The sequence below is a fragment of the Pseudomonas sp. A-R-19 genome, assembly GCF_019956575.1.
GTDB lineage: Bacteria > Pseudomonadota > Gammaproteobacteria > Pseudomonadales > Pseudomonadaceae > Aquipseudomonas.
In genome coordinates this window covers 135,167-161,464 of record NZ_JAHBDR010000104.1, presented here as the reverse complement: position 1 = coordinate 161,464, position 26,298 = coordinate 135,167, and the positions used below count along the sequence as shown (strand labels likewise).

Below are 26,298 nucleotides of genomic sequence, written 5' to 3'. Positions count from 1 at the left end.
GGCTCACAGCGCTTGACCTTCTTTGGCGTTGAGCGCGCTCAATGCCTTGACGTTGGCCAGGTCGGTCAGCTTGACGCCGCCGTAGTTGCGCACGGCGAGGCTGACCGGGCCACTGCTGGTGTTCCAGCTGAAGCGTTGCTGGATGCCGTCAAGATCGCTGACCCGTGCGCTGTCGTTCATGCGCAGCAGACCCCAGCGGCCCGGGTAGTCGAACACCGTGATGCGCTCGCCGGTCAGGGTCACCACATCCAGGCGTGCGCCCGGCGTGGTGGTCGTGCCGGGCCACGAGAAGCGGCTCCAGCTGGTCTTGCCGTTGCGATAGTGCTGCACCTGGCCATCGAGGGTGAAGATGATGTCGGTCAGGTTGGCGGAAGGCTCGAGCATGATCTCGAAGCCGTTGTCGCGGTCCGACAGGCTGGCGATCACCTGGCCCAACGAGCTGGCCTTGTCGATGCTGTTGACCATGTTCGGGTTGACCAGCGGCGTTGCCTTGCTATTGCTGCTCATCCCCAGGCCTTCGCCACCGGACAGGTTGCCGATTTCGTTGCGCTTGAAGTTCGGCAGCAGCCCGGATTCCGGGTCGACGAAACGCTGCAGATCCTTGACCGAAGCTTCATTGCGGCTGCCCGGTGCAATCGGGTAACGGTGCGCCATGACCTGCTCCCAGGGCTTGGCAATCTGCTGTGCCCAGGCCTTGGCAATCTGTTGGCCGGCCGGGTCGCGCAGGGTTTCCCAGGCAAACTGGATCGGTAGGCTGAACAGGCCCTGCAACGATTCGGAAAGGCCGCCCTGGCTGGTGTCGACGGTGGTCTCGACATAGTTGCGCACGCTGGTCACTTCACTTGGCAACCCTTCGAGGGTTTCGCTGATCAACTGCTTGCTGCTCTTGCCAACGTCCTGGGAGCGCTGGATGTTGTTCATCCGCACCTTGAGCTTGCGCAAGGCCGCGAGGTAGCGATCCATGATCGTGCTGTCGGCGCCTTCGGCGTTCTGCACCGCAAACACTCGCGATACCGGTTCGAAGCGCTTGGCCAGGCTGCCGTCGTCGACTGCCGGCAAAGGCGAAATCAGCGCGCCTGGCGAGGTGTTCTTGCCATCGAAAATCCCAGTGACGCTGCTCCAGAATCCGTCATCGGGCTTGATGCCCGCTTGCAGGGTTTCGCGGGGGGCAGGGACATCCCATTGGGTGTTGTCGTTGACCGCCGCGAGGAGGATTTTCACCGGCGAATTCTGCACGTCGCTGAGCAGTGCCAACTGTTGAGTCGCGTTGGCCATGTCGGTGAAGTGGCGAACACCCACGCTGTCGATGAAGGTGTACCAGGCCTGGGTGTAGTCGCGCTTGTAGCGCGTCATGAACTCGCGGATGAAGTTGGCTTTCTGCACGATGCTGTCGCCGCCTTCGCCATCGAGCACCCAGTCCGATTCGTTTTGCAGGTTGCCCGACACCAGCTTGATCAGCTCGGGCTTGACGAACTGTTCCCAGCCCTGGCGGGTGAAAATCGCCGGAACCGCCTCGGTGCCGTACAGCAACTGACGGCCGGGCATTGGCACCAGGTCGCTCAAGCCAACGGCCGGGAACTGACGGCTGGATTCCAGTTGCAGGCGCAGGTATTCACGGTCCACCAGCGAGCTGGAAATCATGAACGACTTCAGGCTGTTGCGGGTTTCGCTGATCAGTTGCTCGTTACGCGACAAGGCCGGTGCCTGGCCGTTCTTGAGCAATTGCACGTAGACCGGTGAGTTGTCCTGGATCACCGCCGTGCTGACAGGATTGTCGGCACTGGCGGTATTGGCCCAGGCCACCGGCAACGCCGCGCCGACGAACTCAGGGTCCGGGTGGGTGCCCGGTTGCGTGAGCATCAGGTAGAGCTTCAGTGCGTTATAGGACTCGATGATGGACGCGACTTGTCGTTCATCCAGCCGGCCGAGCATTTCTTCGGACAACGAAAGTCCGCCGGTGGTCGCCGACAAATCCGCGGCATCGCTTGCGGTGGCAGGGTTGCGCAGTGCCGTCAGCGCTTCGCCCCGTGCCTTGTTGGCGGCACCCTTGGCGGTACCGGTCAGGCGACTGGCGACATCAGCGCTGCTGCGCGGCAGGTTGTTCAAGCGGATCGGCAGTTTCTGGCCAGATGCGCGCGCTTTGACCGGGTCGGCCTTGTTTGACGCAGGCGCAAAGCTGTTCTGCGCATCCACGGTCTTGGCGAATTCATTGAAGGCGCGCATCTGCAATTGCAGCTGCAGGTTGACCGGTTCCAGTGCCTGGGTGCGCAGTTGCTGCAAGTAGGCGGTCTGCGCGACGCGGTAGATGTCGTCACCACGATAGAGGCCGGCACCGAGCTGCAGCGGTACGCCTTTGGCACGGTGCTTCTCGATGGCCGAGAGTTGCTCGCGCAGCAGCTCCAGGCCCTGGCCCGAGGCGAGCAGCCCGGCACGGTCCGGGGACTGTTGCAGTTCGCTCAGTTGCTCGCGCAATGTGGCCAGCCACTGACGGTTGTTCTGGAACGACAGGGCTTGCCAGCCAATGAACGCAACCCCGGCCAGCACCGCCAGGCCCAGCAAGGCAGGGCTGGCGGAGTTGTTCTTGCCAAGGCGCGACTGATAAAGGGTCAGGTCGCGATCCGGGAAGATCACCCGACGGAACGTATCGGTGATGAAGTAGCTGCGGTCGCTGATTTTCTTGCCGCTGCTTGGCTCCGCTTGCTCAGGCTCCGCTTGCAGGGCGAACGACTCGGCCAGGTCGTCTTCATACACCTGGCTCAGTTGCTGGTCGGTCTGCAGTGCGCTGGTGAAATACAGCCCGCGCAGCAGCAGCGGCGCACCGCTGCGACGGATCTCGGCGAAGTGTTGGAGGAACTGCTCCAGCACGCGTGAAAGCTCGGCGAAATAGTTCGGGAAGTTCAGCAGTGCGCTGTTGGCATCGGCGCCCAAGGCAATCATCTGCGCGTCGACGTGGCGACGAATATGGCTGTGCAAATTGGCCAGCTTGGCATCCAGTACCGGGCGCAGGCCCTGATTGCGGATTTCGGATAAACCGAAGGTCATGCCCAGCGGTTGCTGGCGCTCGTTCAGGTCCAGGCCTTCAAACGCCTGGCTGAAGCCCGGCAGTTGATCGGTCTTGCTCAGCATCAGGTAGATCGGTGGATTGGCGTCCAGGCAATCGTTGTATTCCTCGATGCGCGACACCAGTTGCGCGGCCAGTTCGTTGCGCTGGGCCACAGTGCACGCCAGCAGTTCAGGCAGGCTCACCACCAGCACCAGACCGTTGACCGCGGCCTTGCTGCGCTGCTTTTTCAGCAGCCGCAGGAAGGCGGCGAATTCACTGGCCGACGGGTCGTCGCGCAAGTAACGGCCGGCCGTATCGATCATCACGGCCTCGGGGCTGAAATACCAATCGCAATGCTGGGTGCCGCTTTGTGTGTCGTTGGCGCTGCTGGCAATGCTCGCGGACAAACCGGAGCGGGTCAGCAATGAGGTCTTGCCGGCAGCGGACATGCCGATCACCAGGTACCACGGCAAATCGTAAAGCGCCGAAGAACCGCCGCCGCCCGCCGAACGGTCGGCGCGCAGCATCGCGATGGCGTGCTTGAGGCGTTCGCGCAGCACTTGCTGATCGCGGAACTCACCGGTGGATTTGAGCGAACGATCGACTTCGATCTGCACCAGGTTTTCAAGGTTGTGCTCCGCCCGGATACGCTTGTACTGGCGCAGCACAATGATCAGCAGGTAGAAGGCGCTGACGATCGCCATCGCCTCCAGCGCATAACCGCGCAACCAGCTCACGTGCGGCGCGACGAACCAGCAAACCGCCAGGCTCGCCAGCCACAGCACGGGGACGAGGAACCAAAAACTTTTTAACGAGCGCAATAATGTCTTCATGTCTTCCTGACTCGATTACCTGACCTGTTTTCAGGCACTGAACAGCTGGCTGATTTGTTCGGACAAAGCGGCTACGTCTTTGCCCAGCAGCCAGTCCAGCGTCAGGTAGACACCCGCGCAGACCAGCGCAATCAGCGCCAGGTAGAGCCAGAGCGGAACCTCATGGCGCAGCATTTGCGAGACCTGGTCGGGCAATGCCCAGTCAGGCGAGAGGGCCTTGGGCGTCTTGCGAAAACGCGCGATGTCCTGGCCCAGGGTATTGGCCAGGTAACGCAACTGATCCTTTTGCCCGAGGCTGAACTTGCCTTCGAAACCCAGGGCCAGGCACAGGTGGTAAACCTCGAGCACATCGAGGTTCTGTTTGACGTCGCCACGCAGCGCATCGATTTTTTCGAAGAAGCCTTCACCGGCCAGGTGCACGCCGAAATAGCGGAACTGCAGCGGCTGCAATTCAAAGTGCCGACGCAACTCGTTGTCCCCGGAGCGCAACACGCTTTCATCGAGGAACGCACACAGGGCGTACTGGGTGTCCTTCACCTGTTCAACGCTGTAGTTGGCGCCGCGGGCATCGCGTTCCAGCGCCTTGAAGAAGGTGTCGACGCTTGCCTCGAAGGCGCTGACCGACGTCACCTGGCGGCCTTTGCGCACGATCAGTGCCATGCTGATGAAGTCTTGCACCAGGTCTTTGAGGGTCGGTTTTTCACGGGCGGCGGCAACGGCGCCTTGCAATACGGCTTCGGTCATTTGAGTACCGCCATCAGTTCAAGCTTGAGGTTGGTGAACGCGCTGGGCGCATAGAAAGAGATGGCCTGGGCACTCATCATTCGCTCATACACCCGGCCATGGGGTTCGATGGAGAAGTAGTGATTGTCCAGTCGCACCGGAATCGCATTGGGCAGGCGGGTCGAGTGATTGAGGGTGACGCCGGGCATGGCGCTGTTGACCACCACTTCGATGTCTTCCGGCGAGCCGACCTTGAACGCCCGTGGCACCAGTTCCAGCAGGCTCGCGCCCGGCATGTCGGCGTGCACGGAGATGTAGAAGTCCGCCTCGGCCAGCCGTGGATCGTGCAACTGCCCTTGCCAGTACGAAGGCTTGGTCTGGGTCAGGTTGATCACCACACACTGGTTCGGCACGACGTTGTCGAGCAGCACGCGAATCATTTCGTCGAGCTTGACCAGCGAAGCCGCCGGGTCGTGGTGGTCGTACTCGGGGATGTCGTTGAGCTGGGTGTCCAGCGAGAACGTCAGCAAGCCGCCGGCGAGTTCAGCCAGGAACAGGTACAAGCGCTCGGGGTGCAGGCGCGGATGCGCGAGCAGGTGCGCCAGGGCCGGGTGGGCACGGTTCACCGTGTTCAACAGCCAGAACAGGGTCACGTCGCTGGAGCCGAACTCGGCAATCTGGTCCGCACGCTCGCGACGACGGCCCGACAGCGCCTTGCTCTTGGATTGCAAGGCGCCGAGCAAACGCTTGCCCAGTCCGATCAGGGTGTCGTGGGTACCCAGGTGCAGCGTCGGGTGCACGAAATGCCCGTCGAGATTGAACCCACCAATGTTGTTGCGCGACAGCCGGGCAATCGGACACCAGGTGTAGCCATCGAGGTTGTCGCCGTCGATCAGCATCACCACGTTCAGGCGCAGGCTGGTGATTTCGTTTTCCAGGTCGCCTTCGTTGAGGTCCGGCAAAGTGTCGAACTGCTTGCGAAAGCGCCGCCCGGTCTTCTGTTCCTGACCGTCCTCGACGTAATTGAGGCCGAAGGGCTCAGGCAGTTTCAGCGCGGCGTAGACCTTCAGATCGTTGCCCTTGAGCAAGTCTTTCAGGTCACGGGCCGCTGGCAGCGGATCGTGCTGCGGCGCGTCGAACAGGCTGCCGTCGGGGAATACCAGCTTCAGCCGCTTGAGTTGCAGGGAGCCGGTGGCGAGGGCTTCCTCGTCCACTTCCAGCAACTGCACGCCCCAGTGAAAAGGCGTGTTGCGCAGGGTCGCCTGCGCCAGCTGATGCTGGTGAAATTCATCCTGATACTGGAAATGTTGTGGCAAAAGGAACATGCCTTCGGACCACATCACCCGGCTTTGCTTACTCATTGAGCGCCTTCCAATAATGAATTCAATTTCGAGTCCACGGCTTTTTGCGCGGAACCAACGGCTTTGTCCTGGGCCTTTTGCACCACGGCGTCCTGAACACGTTCGGTCAGTGTCGGCTCTGCCGGTGGGTCGGGCAGAGCGGAGGCCTTGGCGAGCTGCTCTTCGGACTTCGGTTTGTTCAGCACGTCGACGCCGCTGACGGCGGACACGGTGTTGTTGTCCACCAGCACCCGCAGGCCGTCGGAGGAGAACCAGATGCCGTCCTTGCGCAGGGAGTTGGCATCAAACGCGACCTTCCAGCGGCTGTTCTCGTCGCTGCGGAAAAAAGCCGCGACACCGACATAGCCTGCCGCCTGGTTCAGCGGCCACTTGTCGACTTGCCCCATGCCCGGCAACAAAGTGATTTCGCGGTTTTCGATCAGGGTATTGCCGAGGGCTTTTTGCGGGTCGTCCCACAGCGAGTCGGCATCCACCGAGGCAAAACGCTCCAGCGACGTCAGCTGGTACACGCGCAGCACCACCGAAAGCGGCGTGCCGGACGCGTCGGGATTGAGCTGGTTGCCGCCGTCGGAGGTCAGGATGACCTTCTCGTTGTCGTCGAACAGCATGTCACCGGCCCACGTGTCGTCGACGCGCTTGCCGACCCGGTCGGTGACGCCACAGGCGCTCAGTACCGCGATCATCGCCACCGCCGTGAGGCATTTGGCCAATGCCGTCTTTTCGGGACGCTTCCCTGAATATTTCTTGTCCATGACCACTACCTGTAAATGCCCGATCAGATCAGGCGATAGGCGAAATCGCCGTCGCTGCCCAACTCGATGTTCAAACTCTGAATCGGTTTGTCCTGCGCCATGCGCTCCAGCACCCGTTGCGCCAGTTCCGGCATCAGGGTCTTGGACAGAATGTTGTCGATGTTGCGCGCGCCGCTGTCGACTTCCGTGCAGCGCGAGGCAATGGCCTTGACCAGCGCCTCGTCATAGCTCAGGACGGCTTGATGATTGCGCTCGAAGCGCTGGCGAATGCGCTCGAGTTTGAGCGCGACGATGCGCTCAAGAATCGCGTCCTTGACCGGGTAGTAGGGGACGATGGTCAGGCGGCCGAGGAAGGCGGGCTTGAACACCTGGTTCAACTCGTCACGCAGTCCTTCGACGATGTCTTGCGGTGTCGGTTGCTGCTCAGCGTTCAGGCACCAGTGCATGATGCGGTCGGTGCCGGTGTTGGACGTGAGGATGATCACGGTATTGCGGAAGTTGATCTCGCGACCTTCGCCGTCATCCAGCACGCCTTTGTCGAACACCTGGAAAAACAGTTCGAGCACATCCGGGTGGGCTTTTTCCACTTCATCGAGCAGCACCACGCTGTACGGCTTGCGTCGCACCGCTTCGGTCAGCACGCCGCCCTCGCCATAACCGACGTATCCCGGCGGCGAGCCCTTGAGGCTGGAGACGGTATGGGCCTCCTGGTACTCGGACATGTTGATGGTGATGACGTTGCGCTCGCCGCCGTACAGGGTGTCGGCCAGCGCCAGTGCGGTTTCGGTCTTGCCGACGCCGCTCGGGCCGAGCAACAGGAACACGCCGATCGGCTTGTTCGGGTCTTCCATGCGGGCGCGGGAAATCTTGATGCGCTTACCGATTTCCTGCAGTGCGTGGTCCTGGCCGAGCACCCGTTCGCCCAGCAACGCCGGCAGGCGCTGCACGGTTTCGATTTCGTCGCGCAGCATCTTGCCCAGCGGGATGCCGGTCCAGCCGGAAATCACTTCGCCGATGGTGCCGCCATCCACCAGGGCATGCACCAGCGGTTGCTCACCCTGGACGCTGGCCAGTTCGGCGCGCACCGCGGCAATCTCCTGGGTATCCGGTGCCTGATTCTCCGGGTGGCTGAGGGCGCCGAGTTTTTCCACCAGTTGCAGCTCGCGTTGCCATTGTTGTTCGAGGGCATCGCGGGTCTGCTGTTCGCTCAGCAACTCGGCATTCAGAGTGGTGAGGCGGCGGGCATGGTCGCTGCCTTTGGCGGCTTCCTGCTCAAGCACCGAGATTTCCGCCTGCAAATTGTCGATCTGGCGCTTGCAGTCTTCCAGCGGCCCCGGCTGTGCCGATTGCCCCAGGGCGACCCGGGCGCAGGCGGTGTCCAGTACGCTGACGGCCTTGTCCGGCAACTGGCGCCCGGTGATGTAGCGATTGGACAGGCGCACGGCCTGCACCAGCGCTTCGTCCATCACCGTGACCTTGTGATGCTCCTGCATCTTGGCCAGCAGGCCGCGCAGCATGTGGATGGCCTTGTCTTCGTCCGGTTCTTCAACCTTCACCACCTGGAAGCGGCGGGCGAGGGCGGCATCCTTCTCGAAGTACTTCTTGTATTCGGCCCAGGTGGTCGCCGCGATGGTGCGCAATTCGCCGCGAGCCAGGGCTGGCTTGAGCAGGTTGGCGGCATCGTTCTGCCCGGCCTGGCCACCCGAGCCGATCAGGGTGTGCGCTTCGTCGATGAACAGAATGATCGGGTGCAGGCTGCGCTTGGTTTCTTCAATCACCGACTTGAGGCGGTTTTCGAACTCGCCTTTCACACCGGCACCGGCCTGCAACAAACCCAGGTCGAGGGTGTGGATGGCGACGCCCTTGAGCACCGACGGCACGTCACCTTGAACGATGCGCAGGGCCAGGCCTTCGACCACGGCGGTTTTGCCGACGCCGGCTTCACCGGTGAGGATCGGGTTGTTCTGGCGGCGGCGGGTGAGGATGTCGACCATCTGCCGCACTTCGAACTCGCGACCGAGCACCGGGTCGATCCGGCCTTCGCGAGCGCTTTGCGTGAGGTTGACGGTGTATTGGTCGAGGGCCGGGGTCTTGCCGTTTCCTTTGACCGTGCTGGCGCTGGCGACTTCGCTAGAGCCCAGTGGTTTGGCCTGTTTCGACTCGGCGCTGCCTTCCACTAACGCATTGAGGTTCAGGCGCAAGTCGTCGGCGTTGATTTTTTCAAGCTCGGCAGCGCCAGCGATCACCACCCGGCGCAGTTCGTCGTCATCGAGCAGGGCCTGCAACAGATGGCCGGTGCGGATCTGTGCCTGGCCGAACTCGATGGAGGCCAGGACCCACGCCTGTTCGATCATGCGGGTCAGGTGCGGCGACAGCGCCGGGGTGCGCGTATTGCCTTTCTTGAACGTCCCCAGTGCCGTCACCAGTTGCGCCTGCAAGCGCTCAGGCACTACCTCGTAATGACGCAGGATGGCCGGCAGGTCGTTGTCGTGGCTGTCGAGTAACTGCAACAACAGGTGCTCGATTTCGACATCGTAGTGGTGTTCCGACAGGCACAGCGCCGCGGCGCTTTCAGTGGCGGCGCGGCTGGTGTCGTTCAGCTTGGCAAACAGGGACTTCAGGTTCACAGGGAGACCCCATCAAAAGGAATGTGGAAGAGGGCGCAGCGCGAAGGTTCGACGTCGACGCCGGGTCGCTTGAGCCAACCGAGCCGGCCCAGCGAAACGCTGCCCAGGCGGGCGACCGGCACGGCCTTGGGTTTGAGCTTGGGCGCCAACTGGAAATCGAGTTCCGCACCGACATAGAAACGCACCAGTTCCACCAGTTTCTGGTAGTCCTCGGTGCCTGGCTGGAAGCGTTGATAGTCAGCCAGCTCCAGTGGGCCCAGCTCGATGCGCACGCATGACTGATAGTCCCAGACCCGGTTGCCGGCGACGGCGCTTTGCCCGAGCACGGCGTTCTTGCGCCCCAGCTGCGTACATTGGCTGGCATCGAGCTTCAGCCAGCGACCGGCAAACGGCTTGACCTTGAACGGCAGGGAAAAATAGAAAGTCAGCATCGCTTCAAGGTTCAACGCGTTGCGTGGTTTCTGGGCGAACAGGCCGGAGAAATAGCTGAACAATTCGCGGCGCAGGGGCGAGCCTTGCTTGTCGAATTTCTGCTTCTGCGCCTCGGGGCCGAAACCCACCAGGTTGAGCAGGTAGCGGTCGAAATCCGAAGTGCCGTTGCGTTCGTACTCGATGTAGAACTTGTACTTCTGCCAGGCCTCGTAGAACAGCGTGGTCATGCGGTGCGAAAAAATGTCGAGGAACGCGTGGGCCGCGTCATCCCGGTACTGGATGTGCCGCTCGATCAACAGTTCGGTGTACGGACGCGGCAACACACCCGACGGCCCGACCAGGCCCATGAAGGTGACTTGCACTTCGGACAGCGGCAGACCGGCCACGGACACCTTGCCGTCACGCTCGAACTGCAGGTCGCTGACTTCACTGGCCGGGAAGTTCAGCGACAGCTGCGAGCGAAAACGCAAAGGGTCTTCGTGCGGTCGGGTTTCCAGGTCCATGCGCCCGGTTCTGCTGTAATGCAGGCGAAGCAGGCGCACCAATTGGAAAAACTCGAATCGGTGCGGCTCAGCCCGTGCCTGGTCGATCAGACCAGGGGTTGATCGCCGGTTCGCGGTGGCCATTGGACGACTCTCTTTTCGCGCTGCAAGCTGCGAAGGGTTAATTGGGTAAAACTGTTCATCGAGCAGTACTGACCAAAGAAGTGATCGAGCACCATGCCAAACAAAAACACACCGCTGCCGGTGTATTGGCTTTCATCGAAATTGAGGGTGATGCCGACGCCGCGCACGAAGTTCGGCCGCGGGTGGCCGATGCGTGCGACGACCGGCTCGCTGCTCACCGAGACGATGCCGTTGATCTGTTTGCGGATCGCCGACACGTTGCGGTAGTTGTAGAGCGACAACAGTTCCAAGAGCACTTCGCGACCACGGGACACCAGCGACATGTGGTTCAGCGACAGGTGCGAAATCAGCCGCCAGATCACGCCGTTGCCCAGCGGCACACGAGCGGTGGCGGTGGGTTTGCGCAGGCAGCGGATGTCCTTGATCACCGAGTTGCCGGGGATGTTGAAATCGCCGCGTTCGCCGCCGAAAGGCAGCATCAGCGGCAGGTCGCGGTTGCTGCAGGTCAGGCGGATGCTCAATGTATCGTTGTTGGCCTCCATCAACCCCAGCTCACGATCCACCACCCGGATGAACACGTTCGAGCCGTCGCGCTGGCCGCTGTGCACCGCACGGCGCCGGGCAATCCAGAAGCTTTGCCCCGGGCCCTGATCGCCACGGGGTTCGAAAAACGGATGGCAGGTGCCGACCTGATCGATACCGCCGACCTTGCGCACGCGCCGAACGCGATCGATGGACACCACTTCCGCCGAGCTTTGCAGGCGCACATCCGGCGTCACCGCGTACTCGTGCTGGGCGTGGGTCAACTTGATCGGCTCGGCCTGCTGGCGGAACAGGTTGATGATCGGCGTGCAATTGAGCTTGAAGTTATTGCGCCCGATGTTCTGCGTCAGACGCGCCAGGCGGTCGCTCAGGTCGTAGTCGGAAAAGTAGAAGTTGATCTCGACTTTCTCGACGTCCTTGCCCGCCAGAATCCGCGCAAAGCCCGACAGGTCGAAGAACATGAATTTGTCGGGGAAGGTGAAGTACTCGTGGAGCAGGCGATAACCGAGGAACGAGCGCTCTGAGTAGTCGACCAGGCCTTCGTCCAGACCGTAACCGACGGCTTTGAGGGAGTTGGCCGGCAAGGTGACCTCGCGGGTGCGGCCCTGATCTTCGAAGCTCAGCGTGGCCTTGGCCAAATTGTTGAACAGCAGCTCGTACAGTTGCAGCATCAACGTGCTTTCGCCGTCGAGGAAGAAGCGCAGGCGGTCCAGTTCCAGCTTGCCGAACAGCACGTCGGAGGTCGCCACCAGGCCGATGCGCAAGCGCGCGACCAGGTCGGCGCTGTGACCGTTGAACGCCGAGCGTTCCATCTCGATGAACGACGCCTGTTGCACCGACACCGGCCACAGCTCGACCGGATAGCAGGTGCGGAATTTGCACACCACGCCATCGATCGGGTTGGCGCTGATTTCGGTATGCCGGGGCACACGGAACGCTTCGGTGACTTTTTCCTGCTTGCCCAGGTTGAACTCGACGATCGACATCGACGGGGTAGGGCGCAGGTAGTGCGGGTACAGCACCTCGAGAAACGACTCGACGATTTCCGGCAGCTCGTCATCGAGTTTTTTGTGCACCCGCGCCGACAGGAACGAGAAGGCTTCGATCAAGCGCTCGGTGTGCGGGTCTTCGCAGTTATCGCCCTCGATGAGCAACCGCGAAGCGATTTTCGGGTACTGGCTGGCGAACTCCTGGCCTAAGAAGCGCAGGTGCGACAGTTCCTTTTCGTAGTAGGGCAGCAGATCGTCGAGCATCAGTTGAGGTTCTGCACTTTGTATTCCTGGGTGTTGACCTGCAGCACCGCGTCGAAGGACACCTGGCGGGTGACGTCTTGCAGGCGCAGGACTGCGTCCACGCGAAAGGTCAGCATGCGTTGGCCGGTCTGTTGGGCGAGCAGTTGCACTTTGACGCTGCGAAAGCGCCGGTCACCGACCGTGATCGCTTTCTCCAGTTGCCGCTGGATCAACAGGCGATCCTTCGGATCAAGCACGCTGCGACTGGTGAAGTCCGGCATGCCGTAGTCGAGGATGCTGCCGCTGAGGTTGACGAAACCCTCCAGCTCGTTGGCGACCAGGGACTGGCGGGTGTTGACCAGGATTTCCAGGTCGCGAACGATGCTGGCCTTGTAATCGGCCAGCGAACACAAGCGTTGCGATGACGCTTCGCTGGATTGATGCGGACGATCGTCCAGCAATCGGTCCAGCAGTGATGGCAACAGCTTGTGTTGACTGGTCATGGTGCCTCCGTGGCAAAGTGCGCGATCAGCCGCGGGTCGATTGCGGCAATTCGGCGACCAGGCGCAACGACGCGGTCAGCTCGTCCAGTTGGTAGTGCGGGCGCAGGTAAGTCACGGCCTTGTACACCCCAGGCTTGCCCGGCACCTCGAACACCTCGGCGCGGGCTTCGCGCAGCGGGAACTTGGCCTTGGCTTCCTGGCTGGCGGTGTCGTCCAGCAACACGTAGCTCGACAGCCATTTGTTGAGGAACATTTCGACGTCCTTGCGCGAGGCGAAGCTGCCGATCTTGTCGCGCATGATCGCCTTCATGTAGTGGGCGATGCGCGAGGTGGCGAAGATGTACTGCAACTGCGCGGAAAGCCGGGCGTTGGCATTGGCGATGTCGGTGTTGTACTGCTTCTGCTTCTGCGCCGACTGGGTGCCGAAGAACGCGGCGTAGTCGGTGCCTTTGCAGTGCACCAGCGGAATGAAACCGAGGTCCGACAGCTCTTTCTCGCGGCGGTCGGTGATGGCGATCTCGGTCGGGCACTTGAGGGCAATTTCGCCGTCATCGGTCTTGAACGTGTGGGTCGGCAGACCTTCCACCAGGCCGCCACCCTCGACACCGCGAATCGCTACACACCAGCCGTAGCGGGAAAACGCATCGGTGACCCGGGTGCCCAGCGCGTAGGCGGCGTTCATCCACAGGTACTTGTTGTGGTCGCGGCCATCGACGCTTTCGACAAAGTTGAATTCCTCGACCGGCGTGGTATCCGGGCCGTAAGGCAGGCGACCGAGCACGTGGGGCAGGGTCAGGCCGACATAACGCGAGTCTTCGGAGGCGCGGAACGACTTCCACTTGGCGTATTCGACGGTGTCGAAAATCTTCGCCAGGTCCCTTGGGCCAGACATGTCGGTGAACGAATCCCAGCCGAACAGCTCGGGCGAGGCCGCCGAAATGAACGGCGCGTGGGCCGCTGCGGCGACGTGGGAAATCTCTTCGAGCAGGTACATGTCTTCCGGGCTGCGGTTGAACTCGTAGTCACCCAGCAGCATGCCGAACGGTGCACCACCGAAGGTGCCGTATTCTTCTTCGTAGATCTTCTTGAACAGCGCGCTCTGGTCGAATTCGGAAGCGGCCTTGAGGTCGCGCACCAGGTCTTTCTTCGACGCATTGAGCAAGTGGATCTTCAGCGTGGTGCTGGTCTCGGTCTGGTCCACCTGATACTTCAGGCCGCGCCAGGAGGACTCCAGCTGCTGGAACTCACTGGCGTGCATGATCTCGTTCATCTGCTCGGAGAGCATCGCGTCGATCTCGGCGATGCGCGCATCGAGCACGGCGATCAGGTCCTTGCTCGGCGTCATTTCGCCTTCCAGGATCTGGTTGACCAACTCGCCGATCAGGTCGCGGGTGCGGGTGCGCTCGGTCTCGGAGCGGGCCACGCGGCTTTCGGAAATGATGCTGTCGAGCAACGAGGATTGCGCGGTGAAGCTGTCCACTTCCACCAGCGTGCTGTCCTGTTGAGTCACGGTTTGCTTGTCGTTCATCGTCAGGCTCCTACGCTTTGCCGTCGGTGGCTGGAACGGCGGCTTCGCGACCGAATTCCTTGCCCAGGGTTTTCAACTTCTCGGTGTTCTGCAACACGTCCATCAGCAGCTCTTCGAGCTTGTCGTTGCCGCCCATCTTGTTGCGCAGGTCCGCCAGCTTGTTGCGCACTTCCAGCAGCTTGCGCAGCGGCTCGACCTGCTTGACCACGTTCTGCGGTTCGAAGTCTTCGAGGGCGTTGAAGTTGAGCTCGACGCCCAGCTGCGTGCCGTTCTTGGCCAGGGTGTTGTCGACGCGGTAGGTCAGGCGCGGCTTGATGCCCTTGAGCACACCGTTGAAGTTGTCGCGGTCGATGAAGATGAACTTGCGGTCCTTGAGCTTCGGCAGCGGCTCCAGCGGGTTGCCGGAGAAATCGCCCAGCACACCGACGACAAAGGGCAGCTCTTTCTTTTCCTGAGCGTCACCGATATCCACGTCGTAGGTGATATGGACTCGAGGCGCGCGAACGCGGTCGAGTTTGTGCTGGGTACTTTCCTTCTTCGCCATCGTGATCTCCTGTGCGAACAATTCGCTGCAAGTCGTTTGCGTGTCGGTTCAATGGGTGGCCGAGCGCGTTACATTCCTTCGATCGTCAGCAGCAGGCGCTGACGGATTTCATCGTTCATTTCCATGATGTTGGCGTGGCCCACCAGCTCTTCGAAGCTGGTGTTGCCGGCGATCTGGGTGCTGCTGCGGATCACCGCTTCGTCGGGCAATTGCGAACGAACCGGCGAGCTGATGACGCAGAAGGGCAGGTCGCCGAAGTCCTTCAAACGTTCGAAACTGACGGGAAAACGCAGGCCTTCGAGCAAGCGGCCGAGGCCCGGTGACTTGCTCAGGCAGTAGAACAGCACCAGGTAATGCACGACGAAACGGTGCAACTCGGCGCTGCTGCGATCGGGGTCCTTGATGACGCTGCGAAAGCGCGCCAGGTCGAACGAACTGAAGCCGACCACCCAGCGCACGGGGCTGGTGATGCGAATGGATTGACCGCTTTCGGACAGCACCTTGTCGTACTCCAGCGCAAACAATTGCGGAGTGGTACTGAGCAGGTTGAGGGGCACTTCGAGTTCGTTGACCAACCGGAACGGAGCGGCCGAGCCGATGCGATCGTAAAGCTCCTTGAGTTCCTTGAAGTGGTGCTGGGTCTCGCGCCCGCTGCTGCGTTGCGCACCCTGCAGGTATTCACCGAAAAACGCCTGTGGACGAATCAGCAAAGCCAGGGTCGCCAGATAATCCGCAGCCTGCGCCTTGAGCGCATCGGAAATGGCCCGGGTCTGGCTTCGCAGCTTGATCAATGCATCAACATCAAAAAACGTCTGGGTCATCGGTACATCGTCCTTGAACACTCCATGCCTTCCTGGATAAAAAAACCGGGGCATGTCGAGTGACTGATTTCTCGAGGGAACACTCGTCCACGAGAGGTGATTGCTATTGTTCGACATCAAAAAAAACACACTGCCGGGAATAACCGAGAGTGTGATGCTGGCATATGGATATTGAGTTGCCAGTAACGTCGTGTATGGCAACACGTTGTATGGAAAAGTTCATTCGGGAGCGGATTTTTTCTCGTTTTTGTTACATGCCGCAATGATGTCGGCTTGCCACTACTTGTGGGAAGTGTCTGTCGGATAGTTCTGAAACCCAGTTAATTCAATGGTTTCAGGCAGGTTGTGGATCCCATTTTTAATTGAAAATAATTTGAAAAAGGTGAACCGGTTCACCCAATGCCTGCTTGATGATCCGCTGAGGAAAGGTTGAAGGATAAGTGTCATATAACCGGGGGGAAGTGATGGCAATTCAGGATGTCCGAGATATACAAGGCGTCCTTTCCATTGCTGAACGAGTGTTCGGGCAATATGACGTTACATATCGCCGATATTTCTGTATAACGCGCCGGTACGAGTGCGCCCCGTAACTTTCATGTCGGGCCGTGCAATAGCGTGGGGGCTTTCGGGCCTTCGTTAAATGGAATTTATGCTCGCCACGGATGTAAGGCGACGCGACTATTGAGGCCCTGTCTCATGAGAACGTTGAAACTCATTGCCGTACTTATTCTCCTGCCGCTTTGCCTTGGTTTGTTTGGCGCCTGGGAGTTACAACGCAGTTCGGAAAGCATCAAGGAATTCGCGGCTATCAACGCCGAACTGGGTGAGATGCATGTCGAACTCGAAGCGATGGCTGCAAAGCCGGGATCGAGCTCGGCAATGGTCGATATCAATGGCAAGCGCATGAGTGTTGCCATGGCTCTATCGCGTATTGCTGACGCCGAGCACGACCTGACCATCCTGCAACCGGTGAGTGCCGTGATGAGCAACTTGGCCAAGGTAGTCATCGGCCTCGGCCTGCTGGCCTTCCTGGTCGGCGTACTGGGTCTGCTGGGCTTGCGCTGGGCCGGTGCCCGCGCGAGTCATTCCCGTGAACGTTTGCTGCACACCTTCAGCCGGGTTAGCCGCCTGTTGCCGTACCTGCTGGTGGGGCACATCGTCGCCATGGGCGCGGCGGTGGCGGCCATCCTCGGTTTCGAAGGCCTGGGGCTGTGGCACATGGGGAAAATGGCCGCCGGTGAATTCAAGCTGATGCTCATCGTGTTGATGCTGATGCTCGGTTTCCTGTATTCGATCTGGCAGATGGGCAAGCAGCTGCCGGTCATGCTGCGCATGTTCCAGCCCACGCCGATGAACGTTCTGGGCCAGGTGGTCACACCGCAACAGGCGCCAGCGCTGTGGGCCTATGTACGCCAGATGGCGGAGCAACTCGGAGCGCTGGCCCCCGAGCACATCGTGCTGGGCATGACCGAAGGCTTTTACGTCACCTCCAGCGACGTCAACCTGCTCCCGTCAGGCACCGTACTCAATGGCCGCACACTGCACGTGCCGATGCTGTACCTGGGCCTGCTCGATTCGGCGGAGACCGGCGCGGTCATCGGTCACGAACTGGCGCACTTCGCCGGTGCCGATACCGAGTACAGCCTGCGCTTCGTACCGATCTACGAGGGCATCGGCCGCAGCCTCGGGGTGATTGCCGAAACCATGCTGCAAAGCGATGTGCTGCAACGCACGACGCTGTGGCCGGCGTTCATGCTCGGTGAGTATTTCATGGAGCGTTTCGATCACGCGGTGAACCATTGGAGCCGCGTGCGGGAGCTGGCGGCGGACGCGGCGGGCGCGAAGCTGACGGGGAATATCGCCATCTCTTCGGCCTTGGTGCGCATCTCTGCCATCGACCCCTTGCTGCAGCAGGGGGTATCGACCCATGTGGCCCGCGCGACCAACCCCAGTGCCGAACACGTGCGTACCGGCGACTTGCCAGGCAGCGTGGTGCAGGAACTCGCCGCGCAGCCGCTGACCCTGCCCGAGGAGGACATGGCAGCCAGCCTGCCGCATCCATCGGACACCCATCCCTCCAATCTCGAGCGGCTGGCATCCCTGCAAGTCACGGTCGAAGAGGCCGTCAGCCGCGGCACCCGCCCGATCAACGCGGCACAAGCCTGCGCCGCGATGGATCACTATTTCGCCGATCCCCAGGCATTGCGTGCCCGCATGACCGAGGACTTCCTCGGCCACTATGTGGAGCAGGACGCGGCGGTTGTGCAGGAGTTGCGTAGCCATGCCAGCAATGCCACGGAGGAAGTCCGGCTGCATGAAGGCGCACGATTGCGCGGGTGGATTACCCTGATTTTCTTCTCGCTCATTTTGCTGTTGGGCTTGGGGCTGCTGGTCTTGCCGTGGCTGTTTCCGCAGGCTTTGGGGGGCAGCAAATCGATGATACTGGTGGGTGGCGGCGTGCTGATCGTCTTGATGGCGTGCCTGTTGCCATTCTCGCTACGCATGCTCAAGCGGGCCAACAAGACCGCGTTGCTGCTGACTCCCGAACACTTCGTTTTTGCCAACCTCAAGGCGCCATTGCCGATCCGGCACGTCGCCGACTTTGGTCTGCAAGTGGGGCAGGGGGTGCACTTGAATCTGCTGCTGGAAGACGATGCCCCGATGCCTGAGTTGGCCTCTCGCTCGTTCTTTTCGCCTGATGCAAAGCTCGACAAGAAAAAGCGCTGGGTCCAGTTACAGCTGATTCAGTTCTGCCGGGACGACAAAAAGCTCAAGAATGAGCAATTGGCGGAACTGATCGGCACCTACCTCAATGCAGGTACTGCGCGGCACTTGCTGCAGCAGCGATTCGAGCAGGCTTGAAGGCTTTCAGCATTGGCAGGTGTGGGATGCCGGGTTCAATGGCTCCCTGCGCAAAGCTGATGAAGGTCTGATACGACGTGCACGTTTAAAAGAACGCCATTTATGTATTCGCAGTCTCTGACTCTCAAAGCGTGCCGGAAGAAATCGCCTGGATTACACAACTCAATACCCCCGAGCAAGCCCTCGAATTCAATACATGGTTAGAGCCGGTCGAGCAATGAAAGGCATGCACTCAACAAGGATGCGTACATGACACTGCCCCACTTTATTTACCATCCCGATCCCGTCGGTAGCGGTTCGGTGCAACCCTCTTCCGCCACTTGCGTGAGCTGCAATCAGGCGCGAGGCTACATTTATGTGGGCCCGGTATACGCCATTGATGAATACGAAAACTGCATCTGCCCTTGGTGCATTGCCGACGGGAGTGCGCACCAGCGTCTGGGCGCGACGTTTGTCGATGACGAGAGTATCGGCCTGGACGGCGAAGAAACGCTGAGCGAGGCGCAGATCGCCGAAGTCAGCCAGCGCACACCTGGTTTTAATGGCTGGCAGCAAGAGTGCTGGTTCACTCACTGCGACGACGCAGCCGAGTTTGTCGGCAAGGCCGGCCATGCAGAGTTGCTTGAACTGGGCCCGGCAGCCATCGCCGCCGTTCAGGACTCAACAGGATTGGAGGACGGTCCGCAGTGGCAAGCGTTCTTCAATGCCCTGGATAAGGATCATGGGCCTACCGCCTACCTGTTCAAATGTCGCCACTGCGCCACGCTGGGTGCTTACCAGGACAACCATTGATACCCAAAGTGCTCAATCCGGGGCGACCCACAAGGAAGAAACTCTGATGACCGACGATCACACCCCCGACTTCACCAAAGTCCCCACCGGCATGCTGCCGTTCCCGCCTGTTGAAGACGTATTTGTCGCCGATCAACTGGAACTGGCCAACCATCTGCACCCTTTGTTCAGCTTGGATATCAGCACCGTAAACCCCGAGTGGTCGGGGGTGCTGCACATGCTCAGCCCGTTGGAACCGTACGAGGGCCTTGTCGGCGAGCTGACCGAGTGGGACGGGTGCCAAGGCTGCCTGCTGAAAACCAACTGGATCGGCTTCAAGGTCGAGCAAGGGCGCTACCGCTTGTGCGGCGATCCACGCTACTTCTTTCTGCACGAGGGGAACGCACAGCTGGCTGATCCTCACCCGGAGGCGAGAGCGGATCTGGAGCGGCACTACGCCGATCAGCACAGCGCTTTTGCCGCCACTGTTGAAAGGTTTAAAACCAGCGGCGTGCTGGCGCGTGAGGATGGCGAACCGTTGTATGCAGTGGAATTTGTCGCGCAACTGGGCGGCGAAGTCGATGGCTGCGCCAACTGGGTGGAGGCGGTCGAATTTCCAATGCACATCGTTGAACTGGACCCCGACCGCGGCGATTCGAATGTCTACCCCCTGAGCCCTGCGAATAACCGGTTTTTCCACGTGGCAAGCGTTCCGGGCTGGCATTACCGGACGGCCGGAGCAGACATGATCGTCATGTTCTACGAGCCGATTGAAGGCTTGGTGCTATTCACCTTCGGTTACAGTTGAATCCCATGAACAAGACCGAACTGCAAACTCTTGTAGTCAGAGTCAAAAAGTATCTCTTGATTATCTTTTTGCTCTGCCTTGTAGGCGCTCTCATCTATGCGTACCTGCACAAACCGGCGTTTCCTTCCGAGGTAGTCCTGAAGCAGGACTTCATTGCGGGGCAGTCGATCTACATCGTTCAAGATGCCAGGGATCCAGATGAGCCCAAAAGCCTGAGGTTCTACGTCAACAATGGCGGCGGCAGGAATAATGAGACGATGAAGGTGCGCCTCGGCAAGACCCCGCCGTTCCTGGTCTCGGACACTGACTTGAAAGACGTGGTAATCCAGCGTGTCTCCAACGGCCTGCACATCAAACTCAAAGGCGCAGTCTCGAATTACCGGAGCAACCTTTACCTTGAAGACGGCGACACTTACACCACCTACCGTGTAAGCCTTGAGCAAGTCGAAACCCGACCGCCCTTGCCGAGCGGTCGGTAAGCTTGTTTCAGCAAGGCAATCACTGCACAGAAAACCGCAATCGCCAGCGCCGGCCACTGCATTGGCAAATCGATGATACTGGTTGCTGGCGGGGGCTGGTCGTATTGATGGCGTGCCTGCTGCCATTCTCGTTGCGCATGCTCAAGCGGGCGAACAAGACGGCGTTGCTGCGGACGCCCGAGCACTTGGTATCTGCGAACCTAAAGGCGCCATTGCCGATCCGGCACATCGCCGATTTTGGCCTGCAAGCGTGGGGTGCGAAGTTCAATGGCACCCTGCGCAGAGCTGATGGAGGTCTGATAGCAGCGTCTGAAGTTCGTTATTTTCGGCCAGCAAGGGCGTTGCGTCTTCATACAGAACAACGTCGTTGATCGAGCCCATGCCGCCGTACAGCGACATCAATCGAGACAACGCGTACGCCGTATCCTGAGGCAGCGCAAGGCTGCACTCCTCAAGTCTGTCGGCCCATTGCGGGTGACCGAATCTCCTCAGTAGTTCTGCTGTTCGGGCAAGGTTCGAGGAGATCTTGCAGATGTCTTTCATGGTGACAGTCCTGAGCGAATCATTTATCAAAGTTCACAACGCTGACGGAACCATTGTGCCAATCGACCGAGTAACTGAGGCCATTCCAGTTACCAACGATCAACGCCCCGTTTTTGTCGCACTGAAGTCTCATGTAAGGCTTGTCTGCTTGCGTGCCGTGGGGACTTTCCTGGATGAACCAAACCACCTTTCCATGCCTCGATAGTGCAAGGATGTTTTTGTTGAAAATGACATTTGAAGGGGACTCGATCAGGACCGCGAGCCTGTCGTCATGCTGCAATGCGACTTTGACCGGGTGAGGCAGGTGAATGGATTGATCTGCTATCCAAAGGGTGCCGTTGTCAACGTGGTACCAGGTTTCGGTCATGACGTTACCTCTAGTGTTATCCCTGAAGTCGCAGCAATTTCATGTGCGAGGAAGACTTTCCGGTGGCAACCCGTTAGGCAGCTGAATCTTCAGGCCGCGTGCAATCTGAATGCCTATGTAGAAGGCATCCCCCAGTGCACTGGCAAGTACAGGATCGTCGGCTTCAAACTCTTTGGCGGCCCAAGCGCCGATAGTCAATTGGTGCAACCGGGCTTTATCTTTTTCAACGCCCAGCAACACGTTTTTGATGAATTGCAATTGGATCAGCGAGCTTGAGTAAATCTGGAACTCTGGACAGCCGTTGTATCTCAGGGCGGTGATGGTTACCGCATTGTCGATGTAGTCGAGGGCCGTTATCGGCGTTTTCAGACGACGGTCCTTCCCGGCTCCAGCGGTTTGATGGCTGCGCGACGCTACGTACTCATCAAACATTCGAACCTGCTCACCGGTCAGGGCACAGTCTCGATCATAACCAACGCGTTTTCTATAGGTCAGGAATTGTTCTGATTCTGGTCCATGGGACAGCAGCGAAACAATCGCCGCACATTGCGTGAGCCAATAGATCTCGAACGAGGATTCAGTGCCTCGACAATAACCAAGATCTGTCGCTTTGCCGTACAAGTCACTCGCCAGTTGGCTGGCGTAATCGCGGTTTATCGTAGTCTCTGATGTCCGGTCGGCCGGGTCATTCGCTATGACAAAAACCCGATAACGCTGCAACAGGAGGGCATCCACAAGCGTCAGGTCCGGGCAGGCGGGAGGCATCAGCGGGACAAACACTTCTGGCTCACGATTGATCGGTAGCCAGGACAGGTTCCTTTCCACTCGGGAAAGTGGCTTGTCCACTTCGGTGTGGGGGGCTGCATCGACAACCTGCTCGGTGGGGGCGGGTGGAAGAACGGTCTTTTGCCCAAAAAGGGTTTTCAAGCGATGCGGTAGTTTTGACATGGGATAGCCGTTCAAGGATTTTGATTTTTTGGCAGCGGTCCACGAGGCCGGAGTGACGAACTTGCCTTAGATAGCCGTTCCTCTATTGGCCCCCGGCTGCACAAACAGCAGATCATCCAGCTCTCTGCGGCGACATCTCGTGGCAAACGCCAGGGCTGTATCAAGATCCGTTTGGAAGAGATCGAAGTTTGCCCGGTCAATTTGGTAATACTCCTCGTAGTCGACCATGCCGTTGCTGACTGGAATCGACAGGTAAAGGCGACCTGTAGTCTCCTCGACGCCTAAGGCAAACATGTGTTCACGGCTTGTGAAAATGTCACTGAATTTCATCGTGTCCTTGATCTGGTGGCTGGGGTATTTATCCGTATCGTTTCAGCGATTCCCATAAATCACTTCGTCCATCTCGTCATGGAATGGGGCGCTTTCGAATAGCTTTTGCGCCAGGTCCTGAATGTGTTCTGACCAGGCGACCGTTTTGACCCATTCTTCAGGCATGCCCGTCACCCCGTACAGCGCCCCCGCTATCTGGCCGGCGGTAGCTGCCACGCTGTCGGCGTCGTCCGCCAGATTGGCCGCCAACAGGATTGCATCCTTGAAGTTGTCGGTGTTCCAGACCGCCCACAGAGCGGCTTCCAGCGTATCGATGACATAGCCGGAGGAGCGGATCTGATCGCGGGTTTTTTGTTTGTATTCGCCAGCGTTGATGATCAAGGGGCGGGGATACAAGGCGCGAACCATTGACGACAAGGTTTCTTCCTTATCCGCGCCATTGAGGGCCAGGTGCAGTTGAGCACCGAGCAGTTCGCAGCAATTTACGGCTTCTGCAGCCCTGTGGGTGCAGCGGCTTTGTGCGGAACTTTCCCGGCAGGTGCCGGACAAGGAGTGGCGACGGAAGATGGCGGCCGGTGCCAGCCTGATGATCGACCCGTTGCCGGCTGTGGATGGGTGATCGTTGCCGTACCAGTCGCCATGCGCCAGTCGACCTTCAAGCGCAGCGCGAGTGGCGTTGCCAATATCAAAGCATTTTCCGTTATGGCTGTTTTCGCCATTTTTATACCAGCGACAAAGCCTTTGCGAGTAGTCGAGGAAATCGAAATTATTGTTTGCTACGTAAGTGTCTGCGAGAGCCAGTGCCATGCTCGTATCGTCAGTCCACTCTCCCGGTTTCAGATTGAAAGGGCCACCGCCAACCATGTCACTGACATGTTGACGATCACGGGGCAGAAACTCGAGCGTTGTACCCACGGCGTCGCCAATCGCGAGCCCCAGCAGGCAACCTTTTGCGCGGTCCAGCGCCTGCTCTTTAGTTAGGGTGCAAGGCCTGGAAGTCAGCCACTCAGGCTTCCTGACCGGAAATCTGGGCGCGTCCGGCTGCAACATAGGGTCCATGCGCTGACGTAGCTGAGGAGAGGGCGGTGGGAGCAGGTGGTCGTAACGCTCAGTGTATTGGGTGAGCGCTTCGTTTGAGCTTCTGAGATCAATAAGTTTGTTTAACATCTCGGCACCAGGCAATGATCTGTCACGACATATCGTCTGATTTCAGGCCCGCTCAAATGCGTCCCATAACGTCTGTCGAATAGTGTCCAGTCTTGCGTTAGCTGCGATTCGCTGCTCCGCGGTACCTCGATCAATGTAGACGTCGGAGAAACCTGATTTACTGCCTGCCATTGTTATATACATTGAAGTCGCTTGTGCCCACTCATTACTGTCTGGCAAAGGGTCATCGGAAATTAGGCGGATTATCGCGTTTATTCCTGAATCAAAATTCTGGCAGCTCTCACTGTGAAAGATTTCTTTGAGCGTAATAAGCAGTTCTGTCAGGTTTGAGTTTGTCATGTGCTGCGTCCGTGACGTTTATCAGTTGTGCTAACTATTCCTTTTTTTTGACATGTTCAGGTGACGTTAGCTCCATGCTGTGTCTGAGTTGACTCCCGTTCCCCTCAATAGATTTCAATGAATAGCCCGTCGTCACACAATATCATCGACGGGAGGGACCTCTATCGTAGTCCTGGCGGGGGATTTCTTCGCCGAAGCGCAGCGCTTCATTGAATAAACGGTTGTCATGAGGGACTGGTTGAACGCTCTTCGTCGCCGTAGAAACATACATATACCTGCTTCGAATAATGGTCCCATCGATAGGTGACTTCTTCGTAGAGGTAGTCAACAAATATGTCTTCGTTGGCGAAACGCTCACCCTTCGGAATAGCCATTCACCTGCCGTCCACCTGGATGCACACTTCCTGATTGCCGATCATTTTGCAAGGCCAGTTGTCATTGATGTAGCGAGTCGGCTTGAAGCAGGCATTTTTGTCGTTTACCCAAAACAACTGCCACGCCGACCCAGAGATAAGAAGTTTAGGGCAAGGGGTGTAGCCTCGGTTGAGTAATGTAAGTGTGGTCAGGATCATGATGGCGGGCACAATATAAATGATTGTCTTGACCGAGAGATATATCATTAATGCTGAAAAGCGATGCAAGAAAGAATTATTTGGTGGGTCAAATTTTTTTCCAGTCCATACAGCAATGGAAGCTCCTATGATCGTGAGTAAAACAGCAGGCGGTGCCATTAGGAGACAGAATGCTAAGTAGGGGGTCTCTACAACTGGAGCGTTTCGGTAGATGCGCCCGTAAATCGGTAGCACGTGCTCCCAAAGCCAATACAATGAAAATGCACCCATCAGGGTCATGATAAAAACAAGTGCCAAAGCGCTGAGTCTGAAGGCCAGCGGAGACATGATGTGTTCAGGTGCGAAAGATTTCATTTGGATCCTAAAACTTAGGAAGTTTAAAATTTGAAAAGTTTGGTAGTTCCGGGGCTTTTGGCCAACTAGGTAGTGGTAGATCGCCGGGCTGAATTTTTCGGAGGATCCAGGATTTTGTTTCGTCGTATGCCTGATCAATAAGTTGGTTAATGATACTGGTAGCGACTTTTTCCGTATAAATTTGCAGGTCTTTAGCACTAATTCTGGTCGCTTGCTCATGTAGGTAACGTATGTTGTCCACGGCATAGCGCATTCCGGATTTTACACTGTTTTTTATTCCGTAGTTGTTGTCTAGTGCATTCAATCCAATGCCGATGCCGAATACAAGGATTGCTCCGGCTATGACCGGTAGTGCAGCGAAGGCGAGAGAGGTTCCGACTAACGTTGCAACTGCATACCCAATCGCAGTCGCAATCCCTGCTTTAATCAATTCAACGCCAACACCCGCAAACAAGTCAGTAAGTACGGCCTCGTCATTGAACGCCCACTCCACTACTTCGATGCCAACCGCAACATAACAGGAAAGTTTAAATCCTTTTATCGACGACCCTCGAATGCCATATCGACCTATGCCGACTTCAATTAATTGAGCATTTCGAATCCCGTAGCGAGTTCCTTTCAAACGGTTTCGCAATCCTGGATATCCGGTTAGAACGACATATTGCTTGCCGTTATTAATCAAAACCCTAATCTTGGTCCCGAACCCGCCAATGTCACTTAGCAAGCGGCTAGCGTTGTACGCATCATAAGCGCCCAACGCTGCCGGTACTCCCCAGGTAGTATTGACGAACTGATGTACGGTTGCGTTGTAGATGGATTGAGTGTTCCCCCATAGACCATCCAACATGCCCGGTTGCGTTCGGTAACAAATTTGCTGTGACTGTGTGCCAAGACTTGAGGAGGCATTGCGTTCTGCCATCATCGCGTTCGCGTCGTCCATGCTCAGAACGACCATTTCGCGTTGATTGCTGTCCATGTCTCGGTCCAGTTGCTTGAGCTGTGTATCACTCAAACTCATGACGAACTCCCTGTAAGCGTGTCTACTCGCCTTACGTGGCAAGCACCTGAGGTGCAGGGTGCACTGGTGGAAAAATAAAATCAAACAGGCGAATTGCCATCATTCCGAAGTGTTTCGTTACCTTGACAAAGAACTTTCAAGAGGTTTCCATCGCGGGCCTCAGGCCAATTTT

Annotated in this window: 22 protein-coding genes; 4 read left to right on the top strand and 18 right to left on the bottom strand. The window is 58.6% G+C overall.

The window, feature by feature from the left end:
- Nucleotides 1-3 precede the first annotated feature (3 nt).
- The 11 genes from KGA88_RS28660 to KGA88_RS28610 form a co-directional block, all read right to left on the bottom strand.
- On the bottom strand, nucleotides 4-3,876 hold the full coding sequence (locus KGA88_RS28660; RefSeq protein WP_223595988.1) for a type VI secretion protein IcmF/TssM N-terminal domain-containing protein: 3,873 nt from the start codon (nucleotides 3,874-3,876) through the stop codon (nucleotides 4-6).
- A 30-nt stretch (nucleotides 3,877-3,906) separates the two neighbouring features.
- A complete protein-coding gene (gene icmH / locus KGA88_RS28655; RefSeq protein ID WP_110658890.1) occupies nucleotides 3,907-4,620 on the bottom strand; it encodes a type IVB secretion system protein IcmH/DotU in 714 nt (237 codons plus the stop codon).
- The gene (tssK, locus tag KGA88_RS28650) at nucleotides 4,617-5,960 is read right to left on the bottom strand and encodes a type VI secretion system baseplate subunit TssK (protein ID WP_046042543.1); all 1,344 of its coding nucleotides are present in this window, start codon (nucleotides 5,958-5,960) and stop codon (nucleotides 4,617-4,619) included. Before tssK ends, icmH begins: the two co-directional genes overlap by 4 nt.
- Nucleotides 5,957-6,712 carry a type VI secretion system lipoprotein TssJ gene (tssJ, locus tag KGA88_RS28645; RefSeq protein WP_110658885.1) on the bottom strand — a complete coding sequence of 252 codons (756 nt, stop codon included), beginning with the start codon at nucleotides 6,710-6,712 and terminating at the stop codon, nucleotides 5,957-5,959. Before tssJ ends, tssK begins: the two co-directional genes overlap by 4 nt.
- A gap of 23 nt (nucleotides 6,713-6,735) precedes the next feature.
- Nucleotides 6,736-9,339, bottom strand: coding sequence for a type VI secretion system ATPase TssH (gene tssH / locus KGA88_RS28640; protein ID WP_223595986.1), 2,604 nt, complete (start codon nucleotides 9,337-9,339; stop codon nucleotides 6,736-6,738).
- Nucleotides 9,336-10,397, bottom strand: a complete 1,062-nt coding sequence (tssG, locus tag KGA88_RS28635) for a type VI secretion system baseplate subunit TssG (protein WP_223595984.1) — start codon at nucleotides 10,395-10,397, stop codon at nucleotides 9,336-9,338. Before tssG ends, tssH begins: the two co-directional genes overlap by 4 nt.
- A complete protein-coding gene (gene tssF, locus KGA88_RS28630; RefSeq protein WP_223595982.1) occupies nucleotides 10,361-12,193 on the bottom strand; it encodes a type VI secretion system baseplate subunit TssF in 1,833 nt (610 codons plus the stop codon). The genes tssG and tssF overlap by 37 nt, the downstream gene beginning before the upstream one ends.
- Nucleotides 12,193-12,675: a type VI secretion system baseplate subunit TssE gene (gene tssE / locus KGA88_RS28625; protein WP_110658470.1), complete on the bottom strand. Its 483-nt coding sequence runs from the start codon at nucleotides 12,673-12,675 to the stop codon at nucleotides 12,193-12,195. The genes tssF and tssE overlap by 1 nt, the downstream gene beginning before the upstream one ends.
- A gap of 25 nt (nucleotides 12,676-12,700) precedes the next feature.
- Nucleotides 12,701-14,203 (bottom strand): type VI secretion system contractile sheath large subunit, encoded by a 1,503-nt coding sequence (tssC, locus tag KGA88_RS28620; protein ID WP_110658471.1) that lies wholly within the window; start codon nucleotides 14,201-14,203, stop codon nucleotides 12,701-12,703.
- Nucleotides 14,204-14,213: 10 nt separating this feature from the next.
- Nucleotides 14,214-14,747 (bottom strand): type VI secretion system contractile sheath small subunit, encoded by a 534-nt coding sequence (gene tssB / locus KGA88_RS28615; RefSeq protein WP_007978739.1) that lies wholly within the window; start codon nucleotides 14,745-14,747, stop codon nucleotides 14,214-14,216.
- 68 nt (nucleotides 14,748-14,815) lie between these two features.
- A complete protein-coding gene (locus tag KGA88_RS28610) occupies nucleotides 14,816-15,568 on the bottom strand; it encodes a hypothetical protein (RefSeq protein ID WP_223596004.1) in 753 nt (250 codons plus the stop codon).
- Nucleotides 15,569-16,264: 696 nt separating this feature from the next.
- Between KGA88_RS28610 and KGA88_RS28605 the strand changes: the two genes are divergently transcribed.
- The 4 genes from KGA88_RS28605 to KGA88_RS28590 all read left to right on the top strand — a co-directional run bounded on the left by KGA88_RS28605 (nucleotide 16,265) and on the right by KGA88_RS28590 (nucleotide 20,488).
- Entirely contained in the window at nucleotides 16,265-18,430 is a 2,166-nt protein-coding gene (locus KGA88_RS28605; protein WP_223595980.1) for a M48 family metallopeptidase, read from the top strand.
- A 249-nt stretch (nucleotides 18,431-18,679) separates the two neighbouring features.
- Entirely contained in the window at nucleotides 18,680-19,222 is a 543-nt protein-coding gene (locus tag KGA88_RS28600) for a CbrC family protein (RefSeq protein WP_223595978.1), read from the top strand.
- Between the two features lie 46 nt (nucleotides 19,223-19,268).
- Complete coding sequence (locus KGA88_RS28595) at nucleotides 19,269-20,009, top strand: hypothetical protein (protein ID WP_223595976.1); 741 nt, start codon at nucleotides 19,269-19,271, stop codon at nucleotides 20,007-20,009.
- A gap of 5 nt (nucleotides 20,010-20,014) precedes the next feature.
- Complete coding sequence (locus KGA88_RS28590; protein WP_110658475.1) at nucleotides 20,015-20,488, top strand: hypothetical protein; 474 nt, start codon at nucleotides 20,015-20,017, stop codon at nucleotides 20,486-20,488.
- Nucleotides 20,489-20,752: 264 nt separating this feature from the next.
- Here the strand turns inward: KGA88_RS28590 and KGA88_RS28585 are convergent, their stop codons facing one another.
- The 7 genes from KGA88_RS28585 to KGA88_RS28550 form a co-directional block, all read right to left on the bottom strand.
- Nucleotides 20,753-21,031 carry a DUF6966 domain-containing protein gene (locus KGA88_RS28585; protein WP_181432007.1) on the bottom strand — a complete coding sequence of 93 codons (279 nt, stop codon included), beginning with the start codon at nucleotides 21,029-21,031 and terminating at the stop codon, nucleotides 20,753-20,755.
- A gap of 19 nt (nucleotides 21,032-21,050) precedes the next feature.
- Nucleotides 21,051-21,398: a hypothetical protein gene (locus KGA88_RS28580; RefSeq protein ID WP_110658476.1), complete on the bottom strand. Its 348-nt coding sequence runs from the start codon at nucleotides 21,396-21,398 to the stop codon at nucleotides 21,051-21,053.
- A 39-nt stretch (nucleotides 21,399-21,437) separates the two neighbouring features.
- Nucleotides 21,438-22,346, bottom strand: coding sequence for an immunity protein Tsi6 family protein (locus KGA88_RS31870; RefSeq protein WP_411740873.1), 909 nt, complete (start codon nucleotides 22,344-22,346; stop codon nucleotides 21,438-21,440).
- Between the two features lie 66 nt (nucleotides 22,347-22,412).
- Nucleotides 22,413-22,676: a hypothetical protein gene (locus KGA88_RS28570; RefSeq protein ID WP_110658477.1), complete on the bottom strand. Its 264-nt coding sequence runs from the start codon at nucleotides 22,674-22,676 to the stop codon at nucleotides 22,413-22,415.
- 42 nt (nucleotides 22,677-22,718) lie between these two features.
- Nucleotides 22,719-23,843: an ADP-ribosylarginine hydrolase Tri1 gene (gene tri1, locus KGA88_RS28565; RefSeq protein ID WP_223595968.1), complete on the bottom strand. Its 1,125-nt coding sequence runs from the start codon at nucleotides 23,841-23,843 to the stop codon at nucleotides 22,719-22,721.
- A 713-nt stretch (nucleotides 23,844-24,556) separates the two neighbouring features.
- Nucleotides 24,557-25,108 carry a hypothetical protein gene (locus tag KGA88_RS28555; protein ID WP_411740872.1) on the bottom strand — a complete coding sequence of 184 codons (552 nt, stop codon included), beginning with the start codon at nucleotides 25,106-25,108 and terminating at the stop codon, nucleotides 24,557-24,559.
- 7 nt (nucleotides 25,109-25,115) lie between these two features.
- Nucleotides 25,116-26,126, bottom strand: coding sequence for a hypothetical protein (locus KGA88_RS28550; RefSeq protein ID WP_110658479.1), 1,011 nt, complete (start codon nucleotides 26,124-26,126; stop codon nucleotides 25,116-25,118).
- Nucleotides 26,127-26,298 lie beyond the last annotated feature (172 nt).